Source organism: Paenibacillus konkukensis, from assembly GCF_023523925.1.
GTDB lineage: Bacteria > Bacillota > Bacilli > Paenibacillales > NBRC-103111 > Paenibacillus_S > Paenibacillus_S doosanensis.
Genome location: NZ_CP027059.1, coordinates 4,635,860 through 4,658,390, shown reverse-complemented (window position 1 = coordinate 4,658,390; position 22,531 = coordinate 4,635,860). Strand labels below are relative to the sequence as shown.

Annotated in this window: 14 protein-coding genes; 7 read left to right on the top strand and 7 right to left on the bottom strand. The window is 53.8% G+C overall.

Going from position 1 to position 22,531, the window contains the following annotated elements:
• Positions 1-346: 346 nt before the first annotated feature.
• Positions 347-8,224 (top strand): Ig-like domain-containing protein, encoded by a 7,878-nt coding sequence (locus SK3146_RS20175; RefSeq protein WP_249860507.1) that lies wholly within the window; start codon positions 347-349, stop codon positions 8,222-8,224.
• On the opposite strand, the gene SK3146_RS20170 is transcribed toward SK3146_RS20175, so the two are convergent.
• On the bottom strand, positions 8,204-8,392 hold the full coding sequence (locus SK3146_RS20170; RefSeq protein WP_249860506.1) for a hypothetical protein: 189 nt from the start codon (positions 8,390-8,392) through the stop codon (positions 8,204-8,206). The genes SK3146_RS20175 and SK3146_RS20170 overlap by 21 nt on opposite strands.
• Positions 8,393-8,670: 278 nt before the next feature.
• Here SK3146_RS20170 and SK3146_RS20165 point away from each other — a divergent pair, with 278 nt between their 5' ends.
• Positions 8,671-9,801 carry an FtsW/RodA/SpoVE family cell cycle protein gene (locus SK3146_RS20165; RefSeq protein WP_249860505.1) on the top strand — a complete coding sequence of 377 codons (1,131 nt, stop codon included), beginning with the start codon at positions 8,671-8,673 and terminating at the stop codon, positions 9,799-9,801.
• 750 nt (positions 9,802-10,551) lie between these two features.
• On the opposite strand, the gene SK3146_RS20160 is transcribed toward SK3146_RS20165, so the two are convergent.
• The 3 genes from SK3146_RS20160 to SK3146_RS20150 all read right to left on the bottom strand — a co-directional run bounded on the left by SK3146_RS20160 (position 10,552) and on the right by SK3146_RS20150 (position 12,839).
• Positions 10,552-11,097 (bottom strand): glutathione peroxidase, encoded by a 546-nt coding sequence (locus SK3146_RS20160; RefSeq protein ID WP_249860504.1) that lies wholly within the window; start codon positions 11,095-11,097, stop codon positions 10,552-10,554.
• Between the two features lie 103 nt (positions 11,098-11,200).
• On the bottom strand, positions 11,201-12,178 hold the full coding sequence (locus tag SK3146_RS20155; RefSeq protein ID WP_249860503.1) for an aldo/keto reductase: 978 nt from the start codon (positions 12,176-12,178) through the stop codon (positions 11,201-11,203).
• 73 nt (positions 12,179-12,251) lie between these two features.
• Positions 12,252-12,839 (bottom strand): TetR/AcrR family transcriptional regulator, encoded by a 588-nt coding sequence (locus SK3146_RS20150; protein WP_249860502.1) that lies wholly within the window; start codon positions 12,837-12,839, stop codon positions 12,252-12,254.
• 211 nt (positions 12,840-13,050) lie between these two features.
• On the opposite strand from SK3146_RS20150, the gene SK3146_RS20145 reads away from it, so the two are divergent.
• Positions 13,051-14,817: a sulfatase-like hydrolase/transferase gene (locus tag SK3146_RS20145; protein WP_249860501.1), complete on the top strand. Its 1,767-nt coding sequence runs from the start codon at positions 13,051-13,053 to the stop codon at positions 14,815-14,817.
• Between the two features lie 214 nt (positions 14,818-15,031).
• Here SK3146_RS20145 and SK3146_RS20140 read toward each other — a convergent pair whose 3' ends face one another.
• Positions 15,032-15,349 carry a hypothetical protein gene (locus SK3146_RS20140; protein WP_249860500.1) on the bottom strand — a complete coding sequence of 106 codons (318 nt, stop codon included), beginning with the start codon at positions 15,347-15,349 and terminating at the stop codon, positions 15,032-15,034.
• A gap of 3 nt (positions 15,350-15,352) precedes the next feature.
• Complete coding sequence (locus tag SK3146_RS20135; RefSeq protein WP_249860499.1) at positions 15,353-16,372, bottom strand: LLM class flavin-dependent oxidoreductase; 1,020 nt, start codon at positions 16,370-16,372, stop codon at positions 15,353-15,355.
• A gap of 176 nt (positions 16,373-16,548) precedes the next feature.
• Here SK3146_RS20135 and SK3146_RS20130 point away from each other — a divergent pair, with 176 nt between their 5' ends.
• Positions 16,549-17,109: a GNAT family N-acetyltransferase gene (locus tag SK3146_RS20130; RefSeq protein ID WP_249860498.1), complete on the top strand. Its 561-nt coding sequence runs from the start codon at positions 16,549-16,551 to the stop codon at positions 17,107-17,109.
• Positions 17,110-17,328: 219 nt separating this feature from the next.
• On the opposite strand, the gene SK3146_RS20125 is transcribed toward SK3146_RS20130, so the two are convergent.
• Positions 17,329-17,754: an Rrf2 family transcriptional regulator gene (locus SK3146_RS20125; RefSeq protein ID WP_249860497.1), complete on the bottom strand. Its 426-nt coding sequence runs from the start codon at positions 17,752-17,754 to the stop codon at positions 17,329-17,331.
• A gap of 507 nt (positions 17,755-18,261) precedes the next feature.
• Between SK3146_RS20125 and SK3146_RS20120 the strand changes: the two genes are divergently transcribed.
• The 3 genes from SK3146_RS20120 to SK3146_RS20110 are packed head-to-tail and all read left to right on the top strand — an operon-like array spanning position 18,262 to position 22,341.
• Positions 18,262-18,675 carry a MarR family winged helix-turn-helix transcriptional regulator gene (locus tag SK3146_RS20120; RefSeq protein ID WP_434006903.1) on the top strand — a complete coding sequence of 138 codons (414 nt, stop codon included), beginning with the start codon at positions 18,262-18,264 and terminating at the stop codon, positions 18,673-18,675.
• 29 nt (positions 18,676-18,704) lie between these two features.
• The gene (locus SK3146_RS20115; protein ID WP_249860495.1) at positions 18,705-20,471 is read left to right on the top strand and encodes an ABC transporter ATP-binding protein; all 1,767 of its coding nucleotides are present in this window, start codon (positions 18,705-18,707) and stop codon (positions 20,469-20,471) included.
• Complete coding sequence (locus SK3146_RS20110; protein ID WP_434006805.1) at positions 20,464-22,341, top strand: ABC transporter ATP-binding protein; 1,878 nt, start codon at positions 20,464-20,466, stop codon at positions 22,339-22,341. The genes SK3146_RS20115 and SK3146_RS20110 overlap by 8 nt, the downstream gene beginning before the upstream one ends.
• The last annotated feature ends 190 nt before the right edge of the window (positions 22,342-22,531 follow it).

Sequence of the window (22,531 nt, the reverse complement as noted above, 5' to 3'; positions counted from 1 at the left end):
ATAATCCCGCAAGCCGCCCTCGCAAAGCAAGAGACTGGCATGCCGTTGGTGTATGCAAGCCAGGGTTATGAAGAACATACTCTAGTACAAATTACCCAATATCATCCAAATGAATATTTCATTCATGAAAAGTCACAAACAAGGAAAATTTTCCCGGAAATTAGAGGGATCTCAGGTTTTGAAATGATGTTATCGTGTCATTTTTCACAAAAACACCGATTGCTTTACAAGTCCCGATCTCACTATAATAGTACTTATGGACTATTCCGGTCTTGGCTTACAAACTTTGAAGTAAAGAGGGGAGCAGCAATTGGTTAATTTAATGCAAAGATGGATTTTCCGAGTCATGTTGTCGGTTATTTTTCTTACCGCCGGCTTGACTTTTATCCTCAGAAACGACCAGGTTCATGCGGAGGGAAGCCGGGAGCTTGTGCAGAATGGAGGGTATCGACCTTATCTTGAATGGGATGTTGGAAACTTCACTTCCGGGATAGAAAGGAAAGCGACGCTATATACATACGCAATCAGCGGGGAGACTCTAAATTTGGGCTCGAGTGTCCCGGTTTCAAGCGATGGTAGAGATATCGTCGTCACTACGCCAAGCGGGGCCGTCATAAATCTAGATGTTACAACAGCCGATCAAGGCCTGATCAACACCGTGGCCAAAGAAACCGCCGGCCCTTATGTCGCTAGTTCGAATACCGCAGGATATAACCCGCTGACTGTTCACGCGGACCAAACCGGCTGGTATAAGGTAGAGTTCCACTCGCCGGGCGGTGGTACAGGCAACCCGAAAAAGCTCCTCGGAAATCAAAACGGATTTTATAGCAGCACAACCACCGCCAATAAGACGATTCAGTCGAAGACCGTCGGCGCCTGGGATATTACCGTTAAAGATGCGTCAGGAAATATCAAAAATGGCCGTACATTCAGTTACTATCTTCCTCTAAACATGGGGAGCAATGGTATCAACTTAAACTCCAACCTGTATGTTCTGACTAAGGACGGATATCTCTATTTAACGGATATGAACGGGATCGACCCGTGGGGCTTCATTTTCTTTTCGAATAATCGCGGGTATATTGATGGGAATACCACCCTATACCGTTCAATCAGCTTTAGCAAGCTTACTGATAGCGGTGTTACGGTTCAGAACCCCGGAGAAGCGGATACGGAAACGGATAAGACCCACCGGATCTTTTTTAACAAGCCCAGTACGGATTTGCCGGCAGATGTCCCTACATCTCCTGTCGATCTGCCAACCATTTCCGGCTTTCAGTTTAAAAACAAGCAAGAAACGAGCAATATGGCTAAACCCGGGGACGGCGGTACGTTCGAATTCGTTTCGGATAAGTCCGGAACGTACCAGCTTATTATAGACACCGATGGAGATAAAGAATTCGACCCGACCAAGGACGTCGTCCTGGAAAATGTCTTAAGCCAAGGTCTTAATAAAGTGAATTGGAACGGCAAAAACCGGAGCGGTACGGCTAATCTCCCGGTAGGTACTTACCCGGCGAAATTAATTATTAAGGGCGGGGAATACCACTTCCCGCTGCTGGACGTCGAGGTCGCGACTAATGGAATTAAAATCAATATGGAAAACCCTCCGGGCCATTTTCCCAGCGGGATTACTAGCAGCACAATCTACTACAACGACAGCAATTATACAACCTCTAACGGAACTTTTTTAAACGATATCAACGGCACAGATGCAAGTAAAGGCGTCAATAGTACGAACGGGGCGCATGCTTTTCCAGATGGCAATAATATCGCTATGGATACCTGGACCTATTTCCCGGGGCCAACGGCAACGGCCGATGTTGTCATTACCAATACCACCATATCGGGAAATATTTATAACGATATTAACGGCAATGGAGTTAAAGATACTGGCGAGAGCGGGCTAGCCAATGTCACGCTGACGGTTACCGATTCCGCCGATATTGTCCAGACGATCACAACAGACATCAATGGAGATTACAGTACTCCGGTAACTCAAGGGTCCGTAACGGTTCAAGTGACTGGAGGAGCCGGTCTAACGGGTTATTCCCTCGTATCCGGCAGCGCCTCCCAGACAAAGTTGGCAGCTGCCGACGGGAATACCGCTTTCGAGCTCGTCGGATACGCGATGGATACGACGCCGCCGGCACCGCCTGTGATTACAGGGATCACTAACGACACAGGGAACAGCGGGAGCGACGGCCTGACTAACGATAATACACTGGAAATTAAGGGTACGGCTGAAGCCAATAGTACCGTATCGGTTTATAAAGATGGCCAGTTTATTGGAACAGTAACGGCAAACGAAAGCGGCTCATGGAGCTTGGACTACACCTCCACAGCTTTGCCAGACGGATCGTTCTCTCTTACGGCTACGGCAACAGATAGATCAGGGAATACAAGTGACCCTTCCGCGGCTTTTCCAGTAGCGATCGATACGGCGACTCATGTGAGTATCACGTCTCCAGTCAATGGAAGCTCGACAAAAGAATCCAAGCCGGTCATCTCCGGTACTGCCGAACCGGGCGATACTATAGTGGTGAAGATCGATGGCATTATGGTATCCGATTCCGTGATCGCCGGTAACGACGGCAAATGGTCGTTCACGACTACAGATGCGTTGACGGAGGGCGTCCACACGGTTGACGCCACGGCTGCCGATGCTGCTGGCAATACTGCCGATGCAGTGCAAGTCAGCTTTACCGTGGATACAAGCACCTTTGTTGCCATCGCGGCTCCGGCTAATGGCAGCAAGACAAAAGAAACGAAACCAGTTATCTCCGGTACTGCCGAAGCTGGCGACACGATCGTACTGAAGATCGACGGCGTTATGGTATCCGACTCCGTGATCGCCGGTAACGACGGCAAATGGTCCTTCACGCCTGCCAGCGCTTTGACGGAGGGCGCTCATACCGTTGACGCCGCGGCAACCGACACATTGGGCAATATCGCCAATGCGGAACAAATTAGCTTTACCATTGATTCAAGTACCTTTGTTGCCATCGCGGCTCCCGCTAATGGCAGCACTACGAAAGAGTCCATACCGGTCATCTCCGGTACCGCCGAAGCTGGCGATACCATCGTCGTGAAGATCGACGGCGTTATGGTATCCGACTCCGTGATCGCCGGTAACGACGGCAAATGGTCGTTCACGACTATAGATGGGTTGACGGAGGGCGTTCATATCGTTGATGCCACGGCAACCGATACACTAGGCAATACAGCCGATGCAGTGCAAGTTAGCTTTACCGTGGATACGAGCACCTTTGTTGCTATCGCGGCTCCGGCTAATGGCAGCAAGACAAAAGAAACGAAACCGGTTATCTCCGGTACTGCCGAACCTGGTGACACCATCGTCGTGAAGATCGATGGCGTTATGGTATCCGACTCCGTGATCGCCGGTAACGACGGCAAATGGTCTTTCACGACTACAGATGCGTTGACAGAGGGCGTTCATATCGTTGATGCCACGGCAACCGATACACTAGGCAATACAGCCGATGCAGTGCAAGTTAGCTTTACCGTGGATACGAGCACCTCTGTTGCCATCGCGGCTCCGGCGGATGGCAGCATGACAAAAGAAACGAAACCGGTTATCTCCGGTACTGCCGAAGCCGGTGACACTGTCGTACTGAAGATCGACGGCGTTGTGGTATCCGACTCCGTGATCGCAGGTAACGACGGCAAATGGTCGTTCACGACTACAGATGCGTTGACAGAGGGCGTTCATACCATTAATGCCACGGCAACAGACGCATTAGGAAATATTGCCGATGCAGCGCAAGTTAGCTTTACCATTGATTCAAGCACTTTTGTTGCCATCGCGGCTCCGGCTAATGGCAGCAAGACAAAAGAAACGAAACCGGTTATCTCCGGTACTGCCGAAGCCGGTGACACCATCGTGGTCAAGATCGATGGCGTTATGGTATCCGACTCCGTAATCGCCGACACCGACGGCAAATGGGCTTTCACACCTACAAATGCTTTGGTGGAGGGCGTTCATACAGTTGATGCCACGGCAACCGACGCATTGGGCAATACTGCCAATGCGGAGCAAGTCAGCTTTACCATTGATTCTAGCACCTTTGTTGCTATCGCGGCTCCCGCTAATGGCAGCACAACAAAAGAATCAAAACCGCTCATCTCCGGTACCGCCGAAGCTGGCGATACCATCGTTGTGAAGATCGACGGCGTTATGGTATCTGATTCCATGATCGCAGGTAACGACGGCAAATGGTCTTTCACGACTACTAGCACTTTGACAGAGGGCGTTCATACCGTTGACGCTACGGCAACCGACGCATTGGGCAATATCGCCGATGCAGTGCAAATCAGCTTTACCGTGGATACGAGCACCTTTGTTACTATCGCTGCTCCCGCTAATGGCAGCAAGACAACAGAAACCAAACCGGTCATCTCCGGTACTGCCGAAGCCGGTGACACTGTCGTACTGAAGATCGACGGCGTTGTGGTATCCGATACCGTAATCGCCGGTAACGACGGCAAATGGTCTTTCACGCCTACTAGCGCTTTGACAGAAGGCGTTCATACCGTTGACGCTACGGTAACAGACACATTAGGCAATACAGCCGATGCAGCGCAAGTTAGCTTTACCATTGATTCAAGCACCTTTGTTGCTATCGCGGCTCCGGCTAATGGCAGCAAGACAAAAGAAACGAAACCGGTTATCTCCGGTACAGCCGAAGCTGGCGATACCATCGTCGTGAAGATCGACGGCGTTACGGTATCCGATTCCGTGATCGCCAACGGCGAGGGCAAATGGTCTTTCACGCCTGCCAGCGCTTTGACAGAGGGCGTTCATACAGTTGATGCCACCGCAACCGACACATTGGGCAATACCGCCGATGCTGCGCAAGTTAGCTTTACCATCGATTCAAGCACCTTTGTTGCTATCGCGGCTCCCGCTAATGGCAGCACTACGAAAGAGTCCAAACCGTCCATCTCCGGTACTGCCGAACCTGGCGATACCATCGTCGTGAAGATCGATGGCGTTATGGTATCTGATTCCGTGATCGCGGGTAACGATGGCAAGTGGTCTTTCACGACTACAAATGCTTTGACAGAGGGCGTTCATACCGTTGATGCCACCGCAACCGACACATTGGGCAATACTGCCGATGCAGCGCAAGTTAGCTTTACCATTGATTCAAGCACCTTTGTTGCTATCGCGGCTCCCGCTAATGGCAGCACTACGAAAGAGTCCAAACCGGTGATCTCCGGTGCTGCCGAACCTGGCGCTACCATCGTGGTCAAGATCGACGGCGTTACGGCATCCGACTCCGTGATCGCCAACGGCGAGGGCAAATGGTCGTTCACGACTACAAATGCTTTGGCGGAGGGCGTTCATACCGTTGACGCCACCGCAACTGACACACTCGGCAATACCGCCGATGCAGCGCAAGTCAGCTTTACAGTGAATACACTGCCCGATAAACCTGCTGCGCCGATCCATCTGGCTAGTTCCAACACCACTCAAACAACAACCGATTTGAGTTGGGACTCCGTCAGCGGCGCAACGTATTACACCATCTATAAAGACGATCAAGTGTATAAGACAAATGTGGCTAGCCATGTATTTGAAGTAACCGGGCTAACTCCCGATACGACTTATGAGTTCACAGTGAGCGCCTCCAATGCAGGCGGAGAATCGGTTCCAAGCAACACCGTTCAGGTGACGACACTCCCTAGCTGGTCGCTAGCCTTAACAGCCGGCGACGCCACACAAACGGCCGTAAACTTAAATTGGAATACGGTCACGGGAGCCACTTATTACATTTTGTACAAGGATAATGCCAAGTTAGCCACGGTCACCGATACAGTATACCTGGCAGACGGCTTGTCATCAGGAACGACGTACACTTTTAAAGTCGATGCATTCCAGAACGGGAAATGGATGATTACATCCAATACGGTTACCGTAACAACAGGAGTTCATTATACGGATTCCGGAATTTTTGGAACCATCTACAGCGCTACGGGAGGTAGAGTAGCGAACCTGGGGGTAGAGCTTCTCGACGGCACCGGTACCCGAGTCATCGCTTCTGCTGTGACAGATGCCTCCGGACAGTATACATTCACCGAATTGGAAGCGGGGACCTACAACGTAGTAGCTCCCAGACTGACCAAGCAATTTGTAAAATCACAAGCCGCTATCCAGCGGGCGGAACATGTTAAAGTCGATCTAATACTGCCCGAAAACGGCGCACTCGGCTTAACGGCTGTTCCTGACCAAATTGTCGGAGACGGAGTTTCGACTAGCGAACTGCAGGCTACGCTCTTCAATAAAAGCGGTCAGCCGGTTCAAAATGTACCTATCCAATTTTTCATCTCAGCCGGCAGCATCAGCGATGCTAACAAGAATACCGATGCAAACGGCTTAGCCAAATCCATACTGACCGCTCCGGTTATTGAAGGTGTTTTGCCTCGTGTGGAAAAAGCCAGCGTTATGGTCCGGGATGAAGAACACGGGATTTTTGCTGAAAAAGAGATTGCCATCACGTTCCTGCCTGCATCCGTGGAAGGGATAGTAACGAACGGCGGGCTCCCTGTGGCTCATGCAGTCGTTCATATTGCCGAGGATTTCGATGGCGACGGGGTAATTGACTACGACGCCCAAGTAGTAACAGGAGCAGACGGCAAGTACAATATCGTCGTTCCGCGCGGGGATTGGGAATATACAATCCATATCGCCGCCCCGGTGAAAGTAGGAAATAAAACCGTAACTGTGGAATCCGAACAAACCAGCAAGGTGGGCACATTAACAGGTAAAGGTGAAACGGTTCAGGCTAATCGCCAAATTACGGGAAGCGTATTTGTCGCAGACTCCAATAACGGAGACCCGCAAGAAGTGAACCGGGTGTTTACTCAAGGCGAGCATTTATCCGGCCTGGTCTTGGATCAGGATGGCAGGCCGTTAGATAAAACCATCACGATTCATTCTAACGGAAGCTATAAAGTAGATAATATCGAACCGGGAACGTACAACATCATATTCCAAGTCACTGCACCTACGGGAGAAAAGCTGGCGGGTGCCCGATTGCAAATAACTGTCAAGCAAAACGGCGAGCTTGCGATCGCGACGACGTTGATCGACCCTTACGGAACCGTAACCGATAAGACGACCAATCAGCCCGTAAGCGATGTCCATACGGAGCTTTACTGGGCGAATACGGCACTGAACGTTAGCAATGGCAGAACACCGGGGGAATTGGTGCCGTTGCCGGAGCTGCCGGGCTTTATGCCGAACATGAACAAAAACCCGCAGTCCACGACAAACACCGGTCAATACGCATGGATGGTCTTCCAAGATGCCGATTACTATATCAAGGCTGCCAAAGAAGGCTATGCAGCCTATGACAGCCGGGTGGAAGGCAGAAATCAGGCGGCTGACCCAGGAGAGGACAGCTATATCGCGAACGGGATCATTCATGTAGGCAAATCGATTGTATTGTATAATTTTTCAATGACACCTAATGTCGTTAGCGACGACTCGTCATCCGATAGCAGTGACGATAGCTCCAGTCCCGGCACCTCGGCGGGACCTGCTCCAACGGCTCCAGAGACACCGGAAGAGACTCCAACGGAGACAGGAACACATTTTTATTACGTGACCGGTTATCCGGATGGAATGTTTAAACCGGAACGCAATGTAAGCCGCGCAGAAGTGGCGACCGTATTTACCCGCATCTTGTACGATACCATTGATGCGCCGGAAGCCAAGAGCGCCTATGCAGATATACCGGAATCGCACTGGGCCAAGAACTATATAGCGGCGGCCACGAAGGAAGGCATTATGCAGGGCTATCCCGGGAATGTGTTTCTTCCGGAAGGCCCGATTACCCGCGCAGAAATGGCTGCGGTAGTCGTTCGGTACAAGCATCTTGCCTTGCTGCAAGAAACGGGATTCAACGATACGGAACAAAGCTGGGCCAAAGCATACATCAGCACGGCGAAAAAGAGTAACCTGTTAGACGGATATTTGGACGGTTCCTATCGTCCGGATCAACCGTTAACAAGAGCCGAATTCGTAACCATCGTCAATCGGCTGCTTTCTCGGGGACCTCTGAAGGGAGTTCTTCAACCGAGCTGGCCGGATGTTCCTAAGAACTACTGGGCATGGGAGAACATCGAAGAAGCTTCCCGCCAGCATGAGTATGAGAAAACTACAGAAGCAGAACGTTTAATTCGATTTATAGACTAGCAAAAGGAAGAAGCCGCCCCTTCGGAATTCAAGAAGGGGCGGTTTTGTTTTATGCAGCGTCATAATGACCGGAAACACCGTCATGAGCACGATGCGTTCCGAGTATTTGCTTAGCTTGGACGCGCGCTTGTGTCCGGCATGGGCGATTGCCGATGCGCTATCCATCATCTTCGCTCTCCTTCCCAGCACCGTAATCCCAATCCGATATACCAGAACTTTTGCGCTTCGTCGGCTCCTTCCGCGCCCCCGTTCGAGCGATCCTATTGATTGCCGAAGGTGTAGGATATGCGATATTTATCGAAAACGCTGTCCCGTCCCGACCGTCTAATCCAAGTATCTAACGGCCGCCGGGTATGGTACACTATAAGAAGTTTGCTAGAATCTGCTAGTAGGGTAATAGCGAAGCTAGAGTACCGCATTGCAGTAAAGGAGAATTTTGCAGCCCTATGATTCGCCATCTTAAAAAAATAGATTATCCCGTCGTCATCATCCTGCTCCTGTTTATGCTTATCAGCACCTTGCTCATCAAGAGCGCCACGGTCTATGATCCGCAGTACGAAAGCTTGCCAATGAAAAACATCATTAACTATGCGATCGGATTCGCAATTCTGCTGCTCACCGCCGCCACCGATTATCGGATTTTCGTCAAAATAGCGTATTATCTGTATGGCATCGGCGCTCTGCTGCTGCTGCTCGTCTATAAGCTGGGCGACGAGATTCACGGAGCCAAAGGCTGGTTCTCTCTGCCCTTCGGCTTCACCTTTCAGCCTGCCGAGCTGATGAAAATTTTTCTCATTTTGGCGCTGGTCAAATATCTCGAAAACCGCGAATACGATCATCTGCGGCTGATCAAGGACGTCGGGCCGCTGACATTGCTTACGCTGCTGCCTTTCGCGCTGGTGCTGATCCAGCCCGATCTGGGCAATGCAATCATCTATATCGTCATCTTCCTTAACCTGCTGTGGGTCGGCAATCTGAAATACAAGCATTCCGTTGCGCTCATTCTGGCCATTGCGCTTTCGTTAACGGCTTTCGTCTACAGTTATATTCATTATCATGAGCCGATAGAGGAGTACTTGCTTAGCAAAAAACTCGGACACTGGTCCGAGCGGATCGATACGTTTCTCGTGCCGGAGAGCGCTTCGCGGGACGCCCGATATCATGTGGAAAATACGATTACCGCCATCGGCTCGGGCCAATTGAAAGGCGAGGGCTACTTGCTCGGCGATTCCAAAAACAACGGCAGCATTCCGTTCGCCTATTCCGACTCGATCTTCGCCGTGATCGGCGAGGAATTCGGCTTTATCGGCAGCTCCCTGCTCATCGCGCTTTACTTGGTTTTAATCAGCAAGCTGCTTTTATTCAAGCTGCAGGAGAGCTATGCCGCCGCCTTTATCGCGGCCGGCGTATCGGCCATGCTGCTGTTTCAAATCTTCGAAAATATGGGGATGCTGATGGGCATCATGCCGCTGACCGGGATTACGCTTCCGTTCATCAGCTACGGGGGAAGTTCAGTGGCCATTAACATGTTCTCCATCGGGCTGATTCTCAGCTCGCGCATTCATCAGCGGCCGTAAGACAGAACGGCAGAAGATCGATGAGGGTAATATTTGCTTTACTCGCGGACACTGACACTATTCCATGTGGCTTCGATAAGACGTTTGATTTCTTCGTCCGAAAGCGTAAGCTTCCCGTGCAGATAGGCTTTAACTGCGTATACGAAAGAACCGTAATGCATTTGAGCCATGAGCGATGGATTCATTTTGATAAACAGGTTCTCCTGAATCGCTAACTTCGTGCCTGCGTAAAAATATATCCTTATGCCGCTCTGGCCAGCGACAGCGCGATCCGATAATCAAACAAATTGTCGTAGCATCTTTGCTGAAACGACAAATATTGCTCCACGTGCAACAATTTTTTCATTTTTTTCTTCACGTTTGTCAGTTCTTGTCCTTTATTCAAGCAGAGCCTGCCCGAGCACTTGTCCAAGCTGATCGATACGGCTAACGAGCGAAACGTTACCGTCAAAACCACCCTGCAGGAGCTTCACCGTCAAATGAATGAGAGAGGAACGACGCTTTCCATTTCCGAGATGTGAAAAGAAGCCAAGGACCATTGGGGCGAGGCGCTGGTCCGCTCGGTCATCCGCGTCACCTTCAAGACGGAAATCGCGAAGATAGGACCGATTAGGCACAATATACTGCGGCGGTCTGCCGCATTCTTCGCCTCAGTAAACAAGAGACTGCCCTCAAGCGCTCGTGCGCGCGAATGGCAGTCTTCGTATGGTTATACTATAGGTTTATGCTATGAGTACGCTATAAGATCTTTTACAGCAGCGCTTCAATCGCCGGCTCCATATCCATCGGCTCCACAGCCGGCTCATACCGGCCGACGATCCGGCCGCTGCGGTCAACGAGGAACTTGGTGAAATTCCATTTGATCTCGTCTCCGATCAACAGTTCCGGCTGCTTCTCCTGCAGGAAGGCGTGAAGAAGCCGGCCGCTGGCATTGCTCAGGTCGAACCCTTTGAACGGCGCCCGCTCCGTCAAGTAGCGAAACAGCGGATGGGCGTCGCGGCCCCGCACATCGATTTTCTCAAACAACTGGAACTGTACGCCGTAGTTCATCTGGCAGAAAGTATGTACCTCTTCATGACTGCCGGGCTCCTGCTCGCCGAACTGATTGCAAGGGAAACCGAGGATTTGCAGCCCCCGCTCGCCATACCTTTCATGCAGCTTCTGCAGATCCGTATATTGCGGAGTGAATCCGCATTTGCTTGCCGTATTGACGATAAGCAGCACTTGGCCCTCATACTGCCCCAGATTGACATCCTTGCCTTGAATGGTCGTTGCCTGAATATCATAGATGGACATGGTTCATTCCTCCGTTGTATGGTGTTGGATTCGGCGCAGCAGCTCAGCGCGCTTCTCCCGCCGCTGCGCCGCTGGCGCCGCGTCAAGCTCGACTTGGCATTTGTCAGCGAGGCAGGCGGTACACGGCGAACGGTTCGCCGTAGCGGAACGGCCGGCTGATCTCCTCCAGCGTCTGCAGACGCTCCGGATCAAGCTGAATGGACAGGCTCCGCAAGTTTTCCTTCACTTGCTCCACGCGTGTCGCCCCTACAATAACGGTCGACACGGCAGGCTGCCGCATCAGCCAGGACAGAGCCAGCGCTCCCGGCGTGCAGCCGGCCTCTTCTGCCAGCTTGACGGCTTCCCTGCCTAACGCAATTCTTTCTTCGCTTAGAAATTTACGGAAGTTCGGATCGGTAACGGCACGCGAGCCTTCAGGAGCCTCTCCTTCGGAGGCATACTTGCCGGTCAATATCCCCCCGGCCAGCGGGAAATAAGGGATGATGCCGACGCCTTGGTCCAGGCAAAGCGGCGCCAGCTCCTGCTCGGGAGTCCGGTCGGCCAGCGAATAACTGGTCTGCGTCGATACGAAGCGGTTCAGACCGAGCCGGTCGCTGATTCCTAGCGCCTTCATCAATTCCCAGGCCGCGTAATTGGAAGCCCCGATATACCGCACTTTGCCGGAGCGGACCATATCGTCGAGCGCCCGCAGCGTCTCCTCCAGAGGCGTATCCGGATCGAATGTATGAATCTGGTACAAATCCACATAATCCGTCTTCAGTCTGCGCAGGCTGTCCTCCAGCTCCTTCTGGAGGTGATAGCGCGACGCCCCGCTTTCGTTAGGCCCCGCACCGCGAACCAGCCCCGCCTTGGTGGCGAGAACGACGTCATGGCGTCTGCCTTCCAGAGCCGAGCCGATGATCCGCTCCGACTCCGTCTGGGCATAAATATTGGCCGTATCGATGAAATTAATTCCTTGATCGATCGCATAGCGAATGATTTGCTCGGAAGTGTCCCGATCCGCCCGCTTGCCGAACGCATTCGTACCGAGTCCCAGCGCGGATACTTTCAATCCGCTGTTTCCTAATCGCCGAAATTGCATGAGCATAAGCCTCCTTTTATCCGGTTAACATGCTTCGGGCTTCTCTGCCGCGCTTCGCCGCGAGGATGTCGGATTACTCCAGCGCCGTCATAGCGGCCCGGACCATCCCCTCCAGCTGCTCCCTGTCTTTGCTCGCCCTGGATACGACATTGATCCCTTGGGCGAGCCCGAGCAGCATTCGCGCTATGCTGCGAATATCCTTATCCGCGGCGATCTCACCCGACTGACGTCCCCGTTCCAAAACATCGTACAACTGCTGTTCCAACTGGTTCAGACTATGCAGAACCGTCTGCCGAACCGACTCATCCGCCGTTTCCAAAGAGGTTGCCAGGTTGGTGAACAAGCAGCCTCCGGGATGCGTTCCGTCGCCGCTAAGCGCCGTATCGACCAGCAGCTGCAAGTAGCTCCGAATACACTGCTTGGCCGAATCGCTCCGGAGCAGCGGTTGACGTTTGGACTCCCCTATCGTCTGCCGGTAATGAGCGACCGCTTCATGGAATAGCGCCAGCTTGTCCCCGTACGCGTTGTACAGGCTCGACCGGCTGACCCCCATCCCTTCCAGCAGATCGGGCATCGTCGCTCCTTCATACCCCTTGGACCAAAATATATGCATAGCCCGCTCCAGGGCCTGCTGCCGGTCAAAATCTCTGGGTCGCGCCATAACGTCCCCCTCTCTCGCATTGTAACATCTATTATATTATTTTGGAACGAAAAGTACAGAATTATTCGCCGCCCACGGCTTTGCCGGATAGATTCGGCTTCTTCCCGCCTACTTCGGGCGTTCTCGCATATAGTAGAGTATCGGAAAACCGGCCCGGCAGCGGGTCGTTCCCAGTATTCTTAGGGTCACCAAAGGAGTGGAGGCGGTCTTGTTGAAAAAGAAGCCCAATATTCTTCTTTTCCTCGTGGACGAGGAGCGATTTCCCGTCAGTTACGAGAACGAAGCGCTGCGCGCATGGCGCAGCAGCCATCTTGTACTGCAGGAGCAATTGCGCGAAAAGGGGCTGGAGCTGAAGCGGCACTATATCGGCAGCGCCGCCTGCTCTCCGAGCCGGGCGACGCTCTTCACCGGCCAGTATCCCTCTCTTCACGGGGTGAGTCAGACGCCGGGCGCAGCCAAAGGGGATTTCGACGCCGATATGTTCTGGCTCGATCCGAACACCGTGCCGACGATGGGTGACTATTTCCGCGAGCTCGGCTACCGCACATACTTGAAGGGAAAGTGGCATGTGTCCCAGGCCGACCTGCTCATTCCAGGTACGAAGGCGCCGCTTCTTAGCTATGACGAGCGCACCGGCGTCCCGGACCTGCAGAAGGTGCGCCAGTATCTTGGAGCGGACCGGCTCCGGGACTACGGCTTCCACGACTGGGTCGGGCCCGAGCCGTTCCACCGGAGCCCGCGTTCCACAGGCGGTTCGGCCGCCTATGGCGTCAGCGGCAGAGATCCCGTCTATGCCGAGGAAACCATCGAGCTGCTGGCGAGTCTAGAAGCGGAGCGGCAATCGCTGCCATTGGGGTCATCCTATACGCCGTGGCTCATCGTTTCTTCTTACGTAAATCCGCATGACATTGCGCTGTACGGAGAAATTTCGAAGCATGTCCCGGCCTTCCGATTCGATGCCGACCCTTCCGTCCCGGATGTCCCTCCGGCGCCGACCTCGGGGGAATCGCTCGATACGAAGCCCTCCGCGCAGCGAAGCTACCGCGAAGTGTTCCCTCATGCATTCCAGCCGACCCGGGATACGCTTCATTACCGCCGCCTGTACTATTCCCTGCAAAAGAAGGCCGATCAGCAGATGCTGAGGGTGTTTCGGGAGCTGCAGCGGTCATCGTTCTATGAAGATACGCTGGTCGTCTTCACCTCGGATCACGGAGACCTGCTGGGCGCCCATGGCGGCTTGTTTCAGAAATGGTATCAAGCCTACGAGGAAAGCATTCACGTCCCGTTCATCGTCCACAATCCGGTATTGTATGCCGGCCGATCCTCCGCCGACATGCTTACAAGCCACGTAGACCTGCTGCCGACCTTGCTCGGTCTGGCTTGCGCCGACATTCCGGCCATCCAGGAGCGGCTGCGACGCACCCATAACGAGGTGCGTCCACTCGTCGGGCGCAATCTCGCGCCGCTGCTGCTCGGTCAAGGCCGACCGGACCGGGCCGGCGAGCCGGTTTATTTCATGACGGACGACGACGTAACCCGCGGGCCGCATCAAGTTTCGCTTTTCGGCGTCCCCTACAGCTCCGTCGTTCAGCCGAACCATGTGGAGACAGTCATAGCGGAGCTTCCTAGCGAGAACGCTGTAAAAGTGTGGAAGTATACCCGCTATTTCGATAACCCGCAATTTTGGAGCGACCCCGTCGCAATCACAGCGCATACGGCAAACTCCGTCTGCGTTACGGTTACAAGAGAAACCCCGGCGCCCGATGAATTCGAGCTGTACGATCTGTCCGACGATCCTTGGGAGCAGCGCAATCTGGCCTGCCCGGTCTACGCCACCGCCGAAACCAGGCGCATCCAAAGCGTCCTCGACCGGCTGCTGAAGGAACAATGCGCCGCGAAGCGGCTTATCCCCAGCAGCGGCAGCGTTCCCGGCGCGCCGGACTGCGGCGTTCCGCAGCCGCCGAATGCTCCGCAATAAATCATGCAGGGCCGTTAGGTAACGGCTCGGAGCCACCTAAGCGCCACGGCAACCGTTACCCTTGGGAGTGCGGCCGATTGGAATCCGTTGACCGCCGCTGCGGCCGCCCCTCTTCACAGACCGATTCATCGAAGTTTCCCTGCAATCCGGTTCTCCCCTTCAAACAAAAAAGGCAGAGGTCCCCCTCTGCCTGCCGCTTTGGCTCTAACTCGTTCTATTGCGGATGAAACAACCCTTGCTTCACAATCGCATCGGCCAGTTCCGCGTCTTTCATAGTAATATCGACATCGGGAATGCGGACGATAAAGCGCCGTTTGCTTGCATCGTAGGCCACTTCTCCGATCGGGTGAATCCGGTACAGCGGCATGCGGTCCACAGGTACTTTCTTCATTTGGTGAAGCACTGCAAACACTTCCCCCCAGAACGGCAAATCCGCATTGGCTGCGCACTGCCTTATCGTCAGCTTCAATTGCTCGGCAAGCGCTTCTTGGCCGGCGGACGTAAGCGGCTCTTCTCTGCGAAGCATCGTCATCGCTTACTCCAGCTCCCTTGCCGGAAGCTGAAAGGCGTCCGCAAGAAGACGGTACGACTTAAGCCTCGCTTCAAAATCATGGGTGATCGTGACCACCATCATTTCGCCCGTGCCGTAACGTTCCGCCAAGCGAAGCATACGCTCCTTGACCTGTTCCGGCGTGCCGACAATCATTCGTTTGCGGTTATCTTCAATCCGGCTCAGATCAAACGGCGTATAAGGATAACGCTTCGCCTTGTCTATCGAGGGCGTCCCTTGCTGGGAGCTGCGCCCCTTCTCTAGCAGCAGCAGCGTCAGATCAAGGCTCGAAGCCAAGTCGTTCGCCTCTTCCTCCGTCTCCCCGCAGATAACGAAGACGGCAAGCAGCGAACTCGGCCGCTCGCCCAACACAGACGGCTGAAACTGCCTCTGATAGCCGCGCATTTCATCCGCGCCGCCGTATCCGTTAATGAACTGGGCAAAGGCGAAACCGGCTCCGGTACGGGCCGCAAGCCTGGCGCTCTCCCCGCTCGAGCCGAGCAGCCAAAGCTGCGGAGCCGAATCCATTACAGGGGTTGCCCGCAAGCCCGCGAAGCGGTGCGAATCCCCCAGCGTATCGTGAAGATACGCGATCAGATCTTCGAGCTGTTCCGGATACTTGTCGAGCGTTCCCGTCTTGCCTTCCTGCAGCGCCATCGTAGCCAGCGGCATGCCTCCCGGCGCTCTCCCGATCCCCAGATCGATGCGGCCCGGATACAATGCTTCAAGCAGGCGGAAATTTTCCGCCACTTTATAGGCGCTGTAATGGGGCAGCATAACGCCGCCCGAGCCGATACGGATCTTCTTCGTCTTAGCTGCCAAATGGCTGATCAGCACCTCCGGGCTGGAGCCCGCCAGACTGATCGTAAAGTGATGCTCCGAAACCCAGAACCGGTGGTAGCCGAGCTTCTCCGTCTCTTGAGCCAGCCTGGCCGTTTGCGCCAGCGCTTCCGACGCGGTACTGCCCTCCGCAATCGGAGATTGGTCCAGTACACTTAACCGCACGGGGTATCCCTCCTCATTCGTCTATGTACGCACAGCTCCCGGCAGCCCGCTTCCAAGCTATCCGCAAATAGCCGGAACCGCAGGCGCGGGACCCGAAATTTCAGATTTCGACATTTATAGTATACAATGAGAGCAGCATTTTATCGAAGAATTTCGCTGTGAACGGAGGAAAGCAGATGACAATCAGAACCGCGCAGCCGTCCGATGCCGTAGCCGTCGTACAGCTCTTGTTCGATGCCATTCAAGATATCGGGTATCAATTGACGGGAGCCAAGACGCAAGAAGAAGTACTGGATGCGCTTCAACAGTTTTTTCTGCAACCGGGCAACCGGTTCAGTCATTCCAATATTTTGGTAAAAATCGCCGGCGAGAATGTCGCCGGAATGATCTTATGCTATCACGGCTCGGAGGCCGAAGCGATAGACAAGCCCATAAGAGACCGGTTGCGCCGATTGAAGAACGACCCTGCGCTGACTCTCGATAAAGAAGCGGACGAGGACGAATATTATATCGACGCTCTCGCCGTATCCCCCGTATGGGGCGGGCGCGGCTTCGGCACCGAGCTGATTCAAGCGGCGGAGCGGCAGGCGCAGCGGCGCGGCTACGACAAAATCGCCTTGAACGTAGAGGAATATAACGAACGGGCGCGCAGCTTATATACGAAGCTCGGATATAGCTCCGATAAGGAAACGATCATTAATAAGAAAACTTATTATCACATGGTCAAACAGCTATAGCTTTCTATCCACAATAACCCTACGAAGCGAGGCCTTGACTTCGAAGCTGCTTCAAGCAAAAAAGGAGCACTTCAATCCGGCATGAAGTGTTCCTCTTTGCGTGCCTATATCTTCCTACAGTTATCGGTCCGTTTTATGCCGCAGCAAGCTTCTTCCGCCCCTCTTGCGCGTGTGGCGGTTCTCCTGTCATACATATACGAAACGGGTACGGCCAGCTCCCTACGACTCTTGACTTACTTGATGGACAATTTGCTGCAGCGTTACTTTTCTCAGCTCTTCCTCCATCGCCTTCTGCGCCTGGGCGAATGTTCCTTCCAAAGCCCCTTGAATATTCCTTCCCACCGGACACTGCGGGTTCGGATTGTCGTGAAGCGCGAACAGTTCCTCCTCCGGATCCGACTGAACGGCACGGTAAACATCGAGCAGCGTGATACGGTCAATGGGCCGCGCCAGCTGCGCTCCCGCCACTCCCGGATTCGTAATCACGAGCCCGGCTTTGCCGAGCATCCCGATAATCCGGCGGATCACGACGGGATTCGTATTGACGCTGCCGGCGATGAAATCGGAGGTGATGCGCTCTTCTTTATTAATCTCAAGCAGCGAGAGTATGTGAATGGCGACCGCGTAGCGGCTGCTGATTGTCATTGGGTTCACCACCTAAAATTTTGCGATAGCAAAATTAGCTTCGTAAGCCTATGCTCGGTTTGCGTTAACAAAACTGGCTTCGTAAGCTTGTGCTTAAGCTTTGCCTTAGCAAATCATCCGCATTGAACGGTCTCATCGAACTTGTAATGATTTTAGTTACAATGCTCCGTTTTGTCAACGTCCTCATTGCTTGCTCTCTCCCGATCTTTGAACCGTCCTATTATCTCCCCGGCCCTATTAAAAAATAACCGGCGCGCTTTAATGACACGATGCTCATGGACAAAGTAATCTTCCGGAACCGATTCTTGATCTGCGTCGATAGCGCCGATAAAAACGCTCATTCACGCCCATTCAATAAAAATCATTTGACGCTGCCCCGGACTCACTTTTTTTGGAGGGAGCGTTGACGCCGAGGCTTCCACTGTTTTAAAATTTGAATTAGTCGACTAATTAAATAAAGGAGGACAATCGGTGCATCACAACTCTTCCGAAGCGTTGACCCATACGATGTCGAACATCATGAGACTTCATCGTCACACCTTGCATCTGCTTTTGCAGCAGCAAGGCATCGAAGTGTATCCCGGACAGCCGCCCCTTCTGTTCCGGCTCTCCGAGGAAGACGGGCAGAGCCAGAAGGAGCTCGCCCGCAAGCTGCGGATTAAGCCCGCTACACTGACCGTTATGCTGACGCGCATGGAGAAGACGGGGCTAGTCCGGCGCATGCCGGATACGCATGACCAGCGCATATCGCGGGTATATCTCACTGAGCGGGGCCGTCAGGCCATTCAAGCAGTGAAGGAGACGATGCAGTCGCTTGAGCTTCATACGTTCGAGGAGTTTACGGCAGAAGAAAAACTGCTGCTGCGGAGGTTCCTTCTTCATATGCAAAACAATCTGAAACAGATCGAGGAAAGTATTTAGTCGACAAAATATTAGCGAGGTGCAAGGCTGTGTTGAAATTATTTCGTTATTTGAAGCCTTACTGGAAATCTGCGCTGTTGGCCCCTCTTCTTATGCTCATTGAGGTCTATATGGATCTGCTTCAGCCTAAGCTCATGGCCAGCATTGTGAACGAGGGCGTTCTTCAGGGAAATCTGCCGCATATTCAAACAACCGGGCTGCTGATGCTCGGCACGGCGCTTATCGGCCTTATCGGGGGGATCGGATGCACCTTTTTTTCCAGCATCGCCTCTCAGCATTTCGGGGCTGATATTCGCAGCGATCTTTTTCAAAAAGTGCAATCGTTTTCTTTCCGCAATCTCGATCAATTTAAAGCCGGATCGCTCGTCACCCGATTGACCAACGATGTCGTGCAAATGCAAAATCTGGTGCAAATGACACTGCGCATTCTGGTCCGGGCGCCGTTTCTGGCGATCGGCAGCTTGATTATGGCCGTTACGATCAGCTTCCGTCTGGCCGGTATTCTGGCCGTCGTCATTCCGATTTTATTCATCGTCTTGTTCCTGCTTATACGCTATGCGTTTCCGCTCTTTTCCAAAGTGCAGAACAAGCTGGATACGGTGAACAACGTGCTGCAGGAAAATTTGGCGGGCATTCGCGTGGTTAAAGCGTTCGTTCGCTCCCGCTATGAAACGGGGCGCTTCGGCAAAGCCAACAACGATTATACCGACATGGCGATGAAGGCGACGCGGATTGTCGCTTTGAATATGCCCGTCATGACCTTGATCATGAACGTCAGCATCGTCGCCGTACTCTGGTACGGGGGCAATCTGACTTGGGAAGGATCGCTTCCCGTCGGGGACTTGATCGCTTTCATCAACTACGTGACGCAGGTGCTATTTTCCCTGCTTTCGGTAGGGATGATGCTCATGTTCATTTCGCGGGCCAAAGCTTCCGCCGACAGGATTCACGAGGTGCTTCGGACCGAATCGGAAATCGCCGACGCCGGGCCTGCCGCGCATAGCGCCGTGGGCTCGGGCCAAGTCCGCTTCGAGCGGGTGTCGTTCACGTATAACGCAGATTCCTTCGCTCCGACCGATACGCTGGCAGAACAAAAAGAACTGGTGCTGAAGGATATCGATTTTACCGCCGAGCCCGGACAGACGATAGCCATTCTCGGAGCGACCGGATCGGGCAAATCGACCCTGGTCAACCTCATTCCCCGCTTGTATGAAACGACCCGGGGACGGGTATTGATTGACGGCACCGACATTCGCCATATCGGGCTCGAGCATCTGCGCAGCCATATCGGCATGGTGCTTCAACAGGCGATACTCTTCACCGGCACGATCCGCGACAATATCCGCTTCGGCAGGCCCGACGCCGCGCAGGAAGAAGTCGAGGCGGCTGCCAAAGCCGCCGATGCGCATGATTTCATCATGCGGATGCCTGACGGCTACGACACCCAGCTCGGACAGCGGGGTGTCAATCTGTCCGGCGGGCAGAAACAGCGGGTCTCGATCGCCCGAGCACTGCTTATGCGTCCGGCCATTCTCATTCTCGACGACAGCACCAGCGCCGTCGATCTGGGCACCGAATCGCGGATTCAAGCGGCGATCAAATCGCTGATGCAGGACACCACCTGCTTCATCATCGCGCAGCGCATCACCTCGGTGCTCGACGCCGACAAAATTCTCGTGCTGGACGACGGCCGCATCGTCGCCGAAGGAACGCATGACGAGCTGATCCGGCAAAGTCCGGAATATCAGGACATCTACAACTCACAGCTTGGAAAGGGGGCGGTGGCCCATGGCTGAGTCGAACCGCGACACGCAAACTGCAAGCTCCGCAAGACCGATGAGCCCTCCGATGGGGATGGGCGGACCTATGGGCGGCGGACCGGGCGGACCCGGGGGGCCGGGCCGCGGCATGATGGCCAAGGTGCGTCCGAAGAACACGCGGGCTACCCTGCAAAGAATATGGCACTATTTGCGCCGGCAGCGGGCCGGGCTGATTTCGGTATTCATCCTGACCGTTATCGGATCGGGCTTGGCCTTGGCAGGGCCATACATGATCGGTCTGGCGATCGATAAGTACATTATTCCACATGATTACGGCGGTCTCATCCGGTTGTGCGCCGCCTTGTTGGCCATTTACGTACTCAGCGCCGCTATGACCTGGGCCCAAGCCTATGTCATGACCGGGGTATCGCAGCGCACCGTCTGCGAGCTGAGAGCAGATTTGTTCGCGAAGATTCAGAAGCTGCCGCTGCAGTTTTTTGACAGCAGAACTCACGGCGAGCTGATGAGCCGAACGACCAACGATATCGAGAATGTGTCGAACACGCTGAATCAGAGCGTGACTCAGCTTATTTCAAGCGTCATTACGGTGGCGGGCGCGCTGCTGTTCATGCTTAAGCTGAACATTTGGCTGACTCTGCTCAGCCTGGTCACGATTCCGCTCGTCATGTTCGTCACAGGCAAAATATCCGGGTATACCCGGAAGCATTTCAGCGGACAACAGAAGCATTTGGGCGAAATCAACGGCTTTATCGAAGAAACCGTCTCCGGTCAAAAGGTCGTGAAGTCGTTCCGGCGCGAAGCCAAAACCATCGAACAATTCAACGACATTAATACGAAGCTGCGGGACGTCGGCACGAAGGCGCAAATCTTCAGCGGCATGATGGGGCCGGTAATGAACGTGCTGAACAACATCAGCTTCGCCTTGATCGCCGCCGTCGGCGGCTGGATGGTCCTAAACGATATGTCCACCATCGGCATCATCGTCAGCTTCCTGAACTATTCCAAACAGTTCGGCCGGCCCATTAACGATCTGGCCAACCAGTTCAATATGATCCAGTCCGGCGTGGCGGGAGCCGAGCGCGTATTCGAGATTATGGATACGAAGACCGAATACGAGGACGCGACGGCCAGCAGGGAGCTGCGTCAGGTGAAAGGGGAAGTCGTCCTGAACGGCGTGTCGTTCGGATACAAGCCGGACGTTCCCGTGCTGAAAAATGTATCGCTCACGGCCAACCCCGGCGATACGATAGCCTTGGTCGGACCGACCGGCGCCGGGAAAACGACCATCATCAACCTGCTGACGCGCTTCTACGATATTCAGGAAGGCACCATTACGATCGACGGCCAGCGGATACGCGACCTCGATAAGGACCAGCTTCGGCGCCAGCTCGGCATCGTCCTGCAGGATGCGTATTTATTCGCCGATACGATTCGCGAAAATATTCGCTACGGCCGGCTGGACGCGACGAATGAACAGATTGAGGATGCGGCGCGGCTGGCCAATGCCGACGGTTTCATCAGGAAGCTTCCGCAAGGCTACGATACGGTGCTGTCGGCCGAAGGCAGCAACTTAAGCCAGGGGCAGCGGCAGCTGATTACGATCGCCAGAGCCATCCTGGCCGACCCGGCCATCCTGATCCTGGACGAAGCGACCAGCAGCGTCGACACACGCACAGAGATGCATATTCAGGAAGCGATGAATTCCCTGATGAAGGGGCGCACAAGCTTCGTCATCGCTCACAGGCTGAGCACAATTCGCGAAGCCGACCAAATTCTGGTTATTAACGGCGGGGAAATTATTGAACGCGGCACTCATCAACAGCTGCTGGACCGCCAAGGATTTTATTACGAGCTGTATAACAGTCAGTTTAAACGGGTCGGGTGAAAGCCGTTCTACCGACGAGAGGCCCCAGGCATATATGCTTCATGCCGCGGGCTTCTTTTTTTGCCGTTTCATAGTCCGAATAGAGATCTTTCCTACAGCCTCCCCGTTGGTATCCCTGCCGGCTTGAATCCGTCTTCCATCGTCACCTTCCGCCTCATTCGTCCATAAAATAATTACGAAATATACCCGC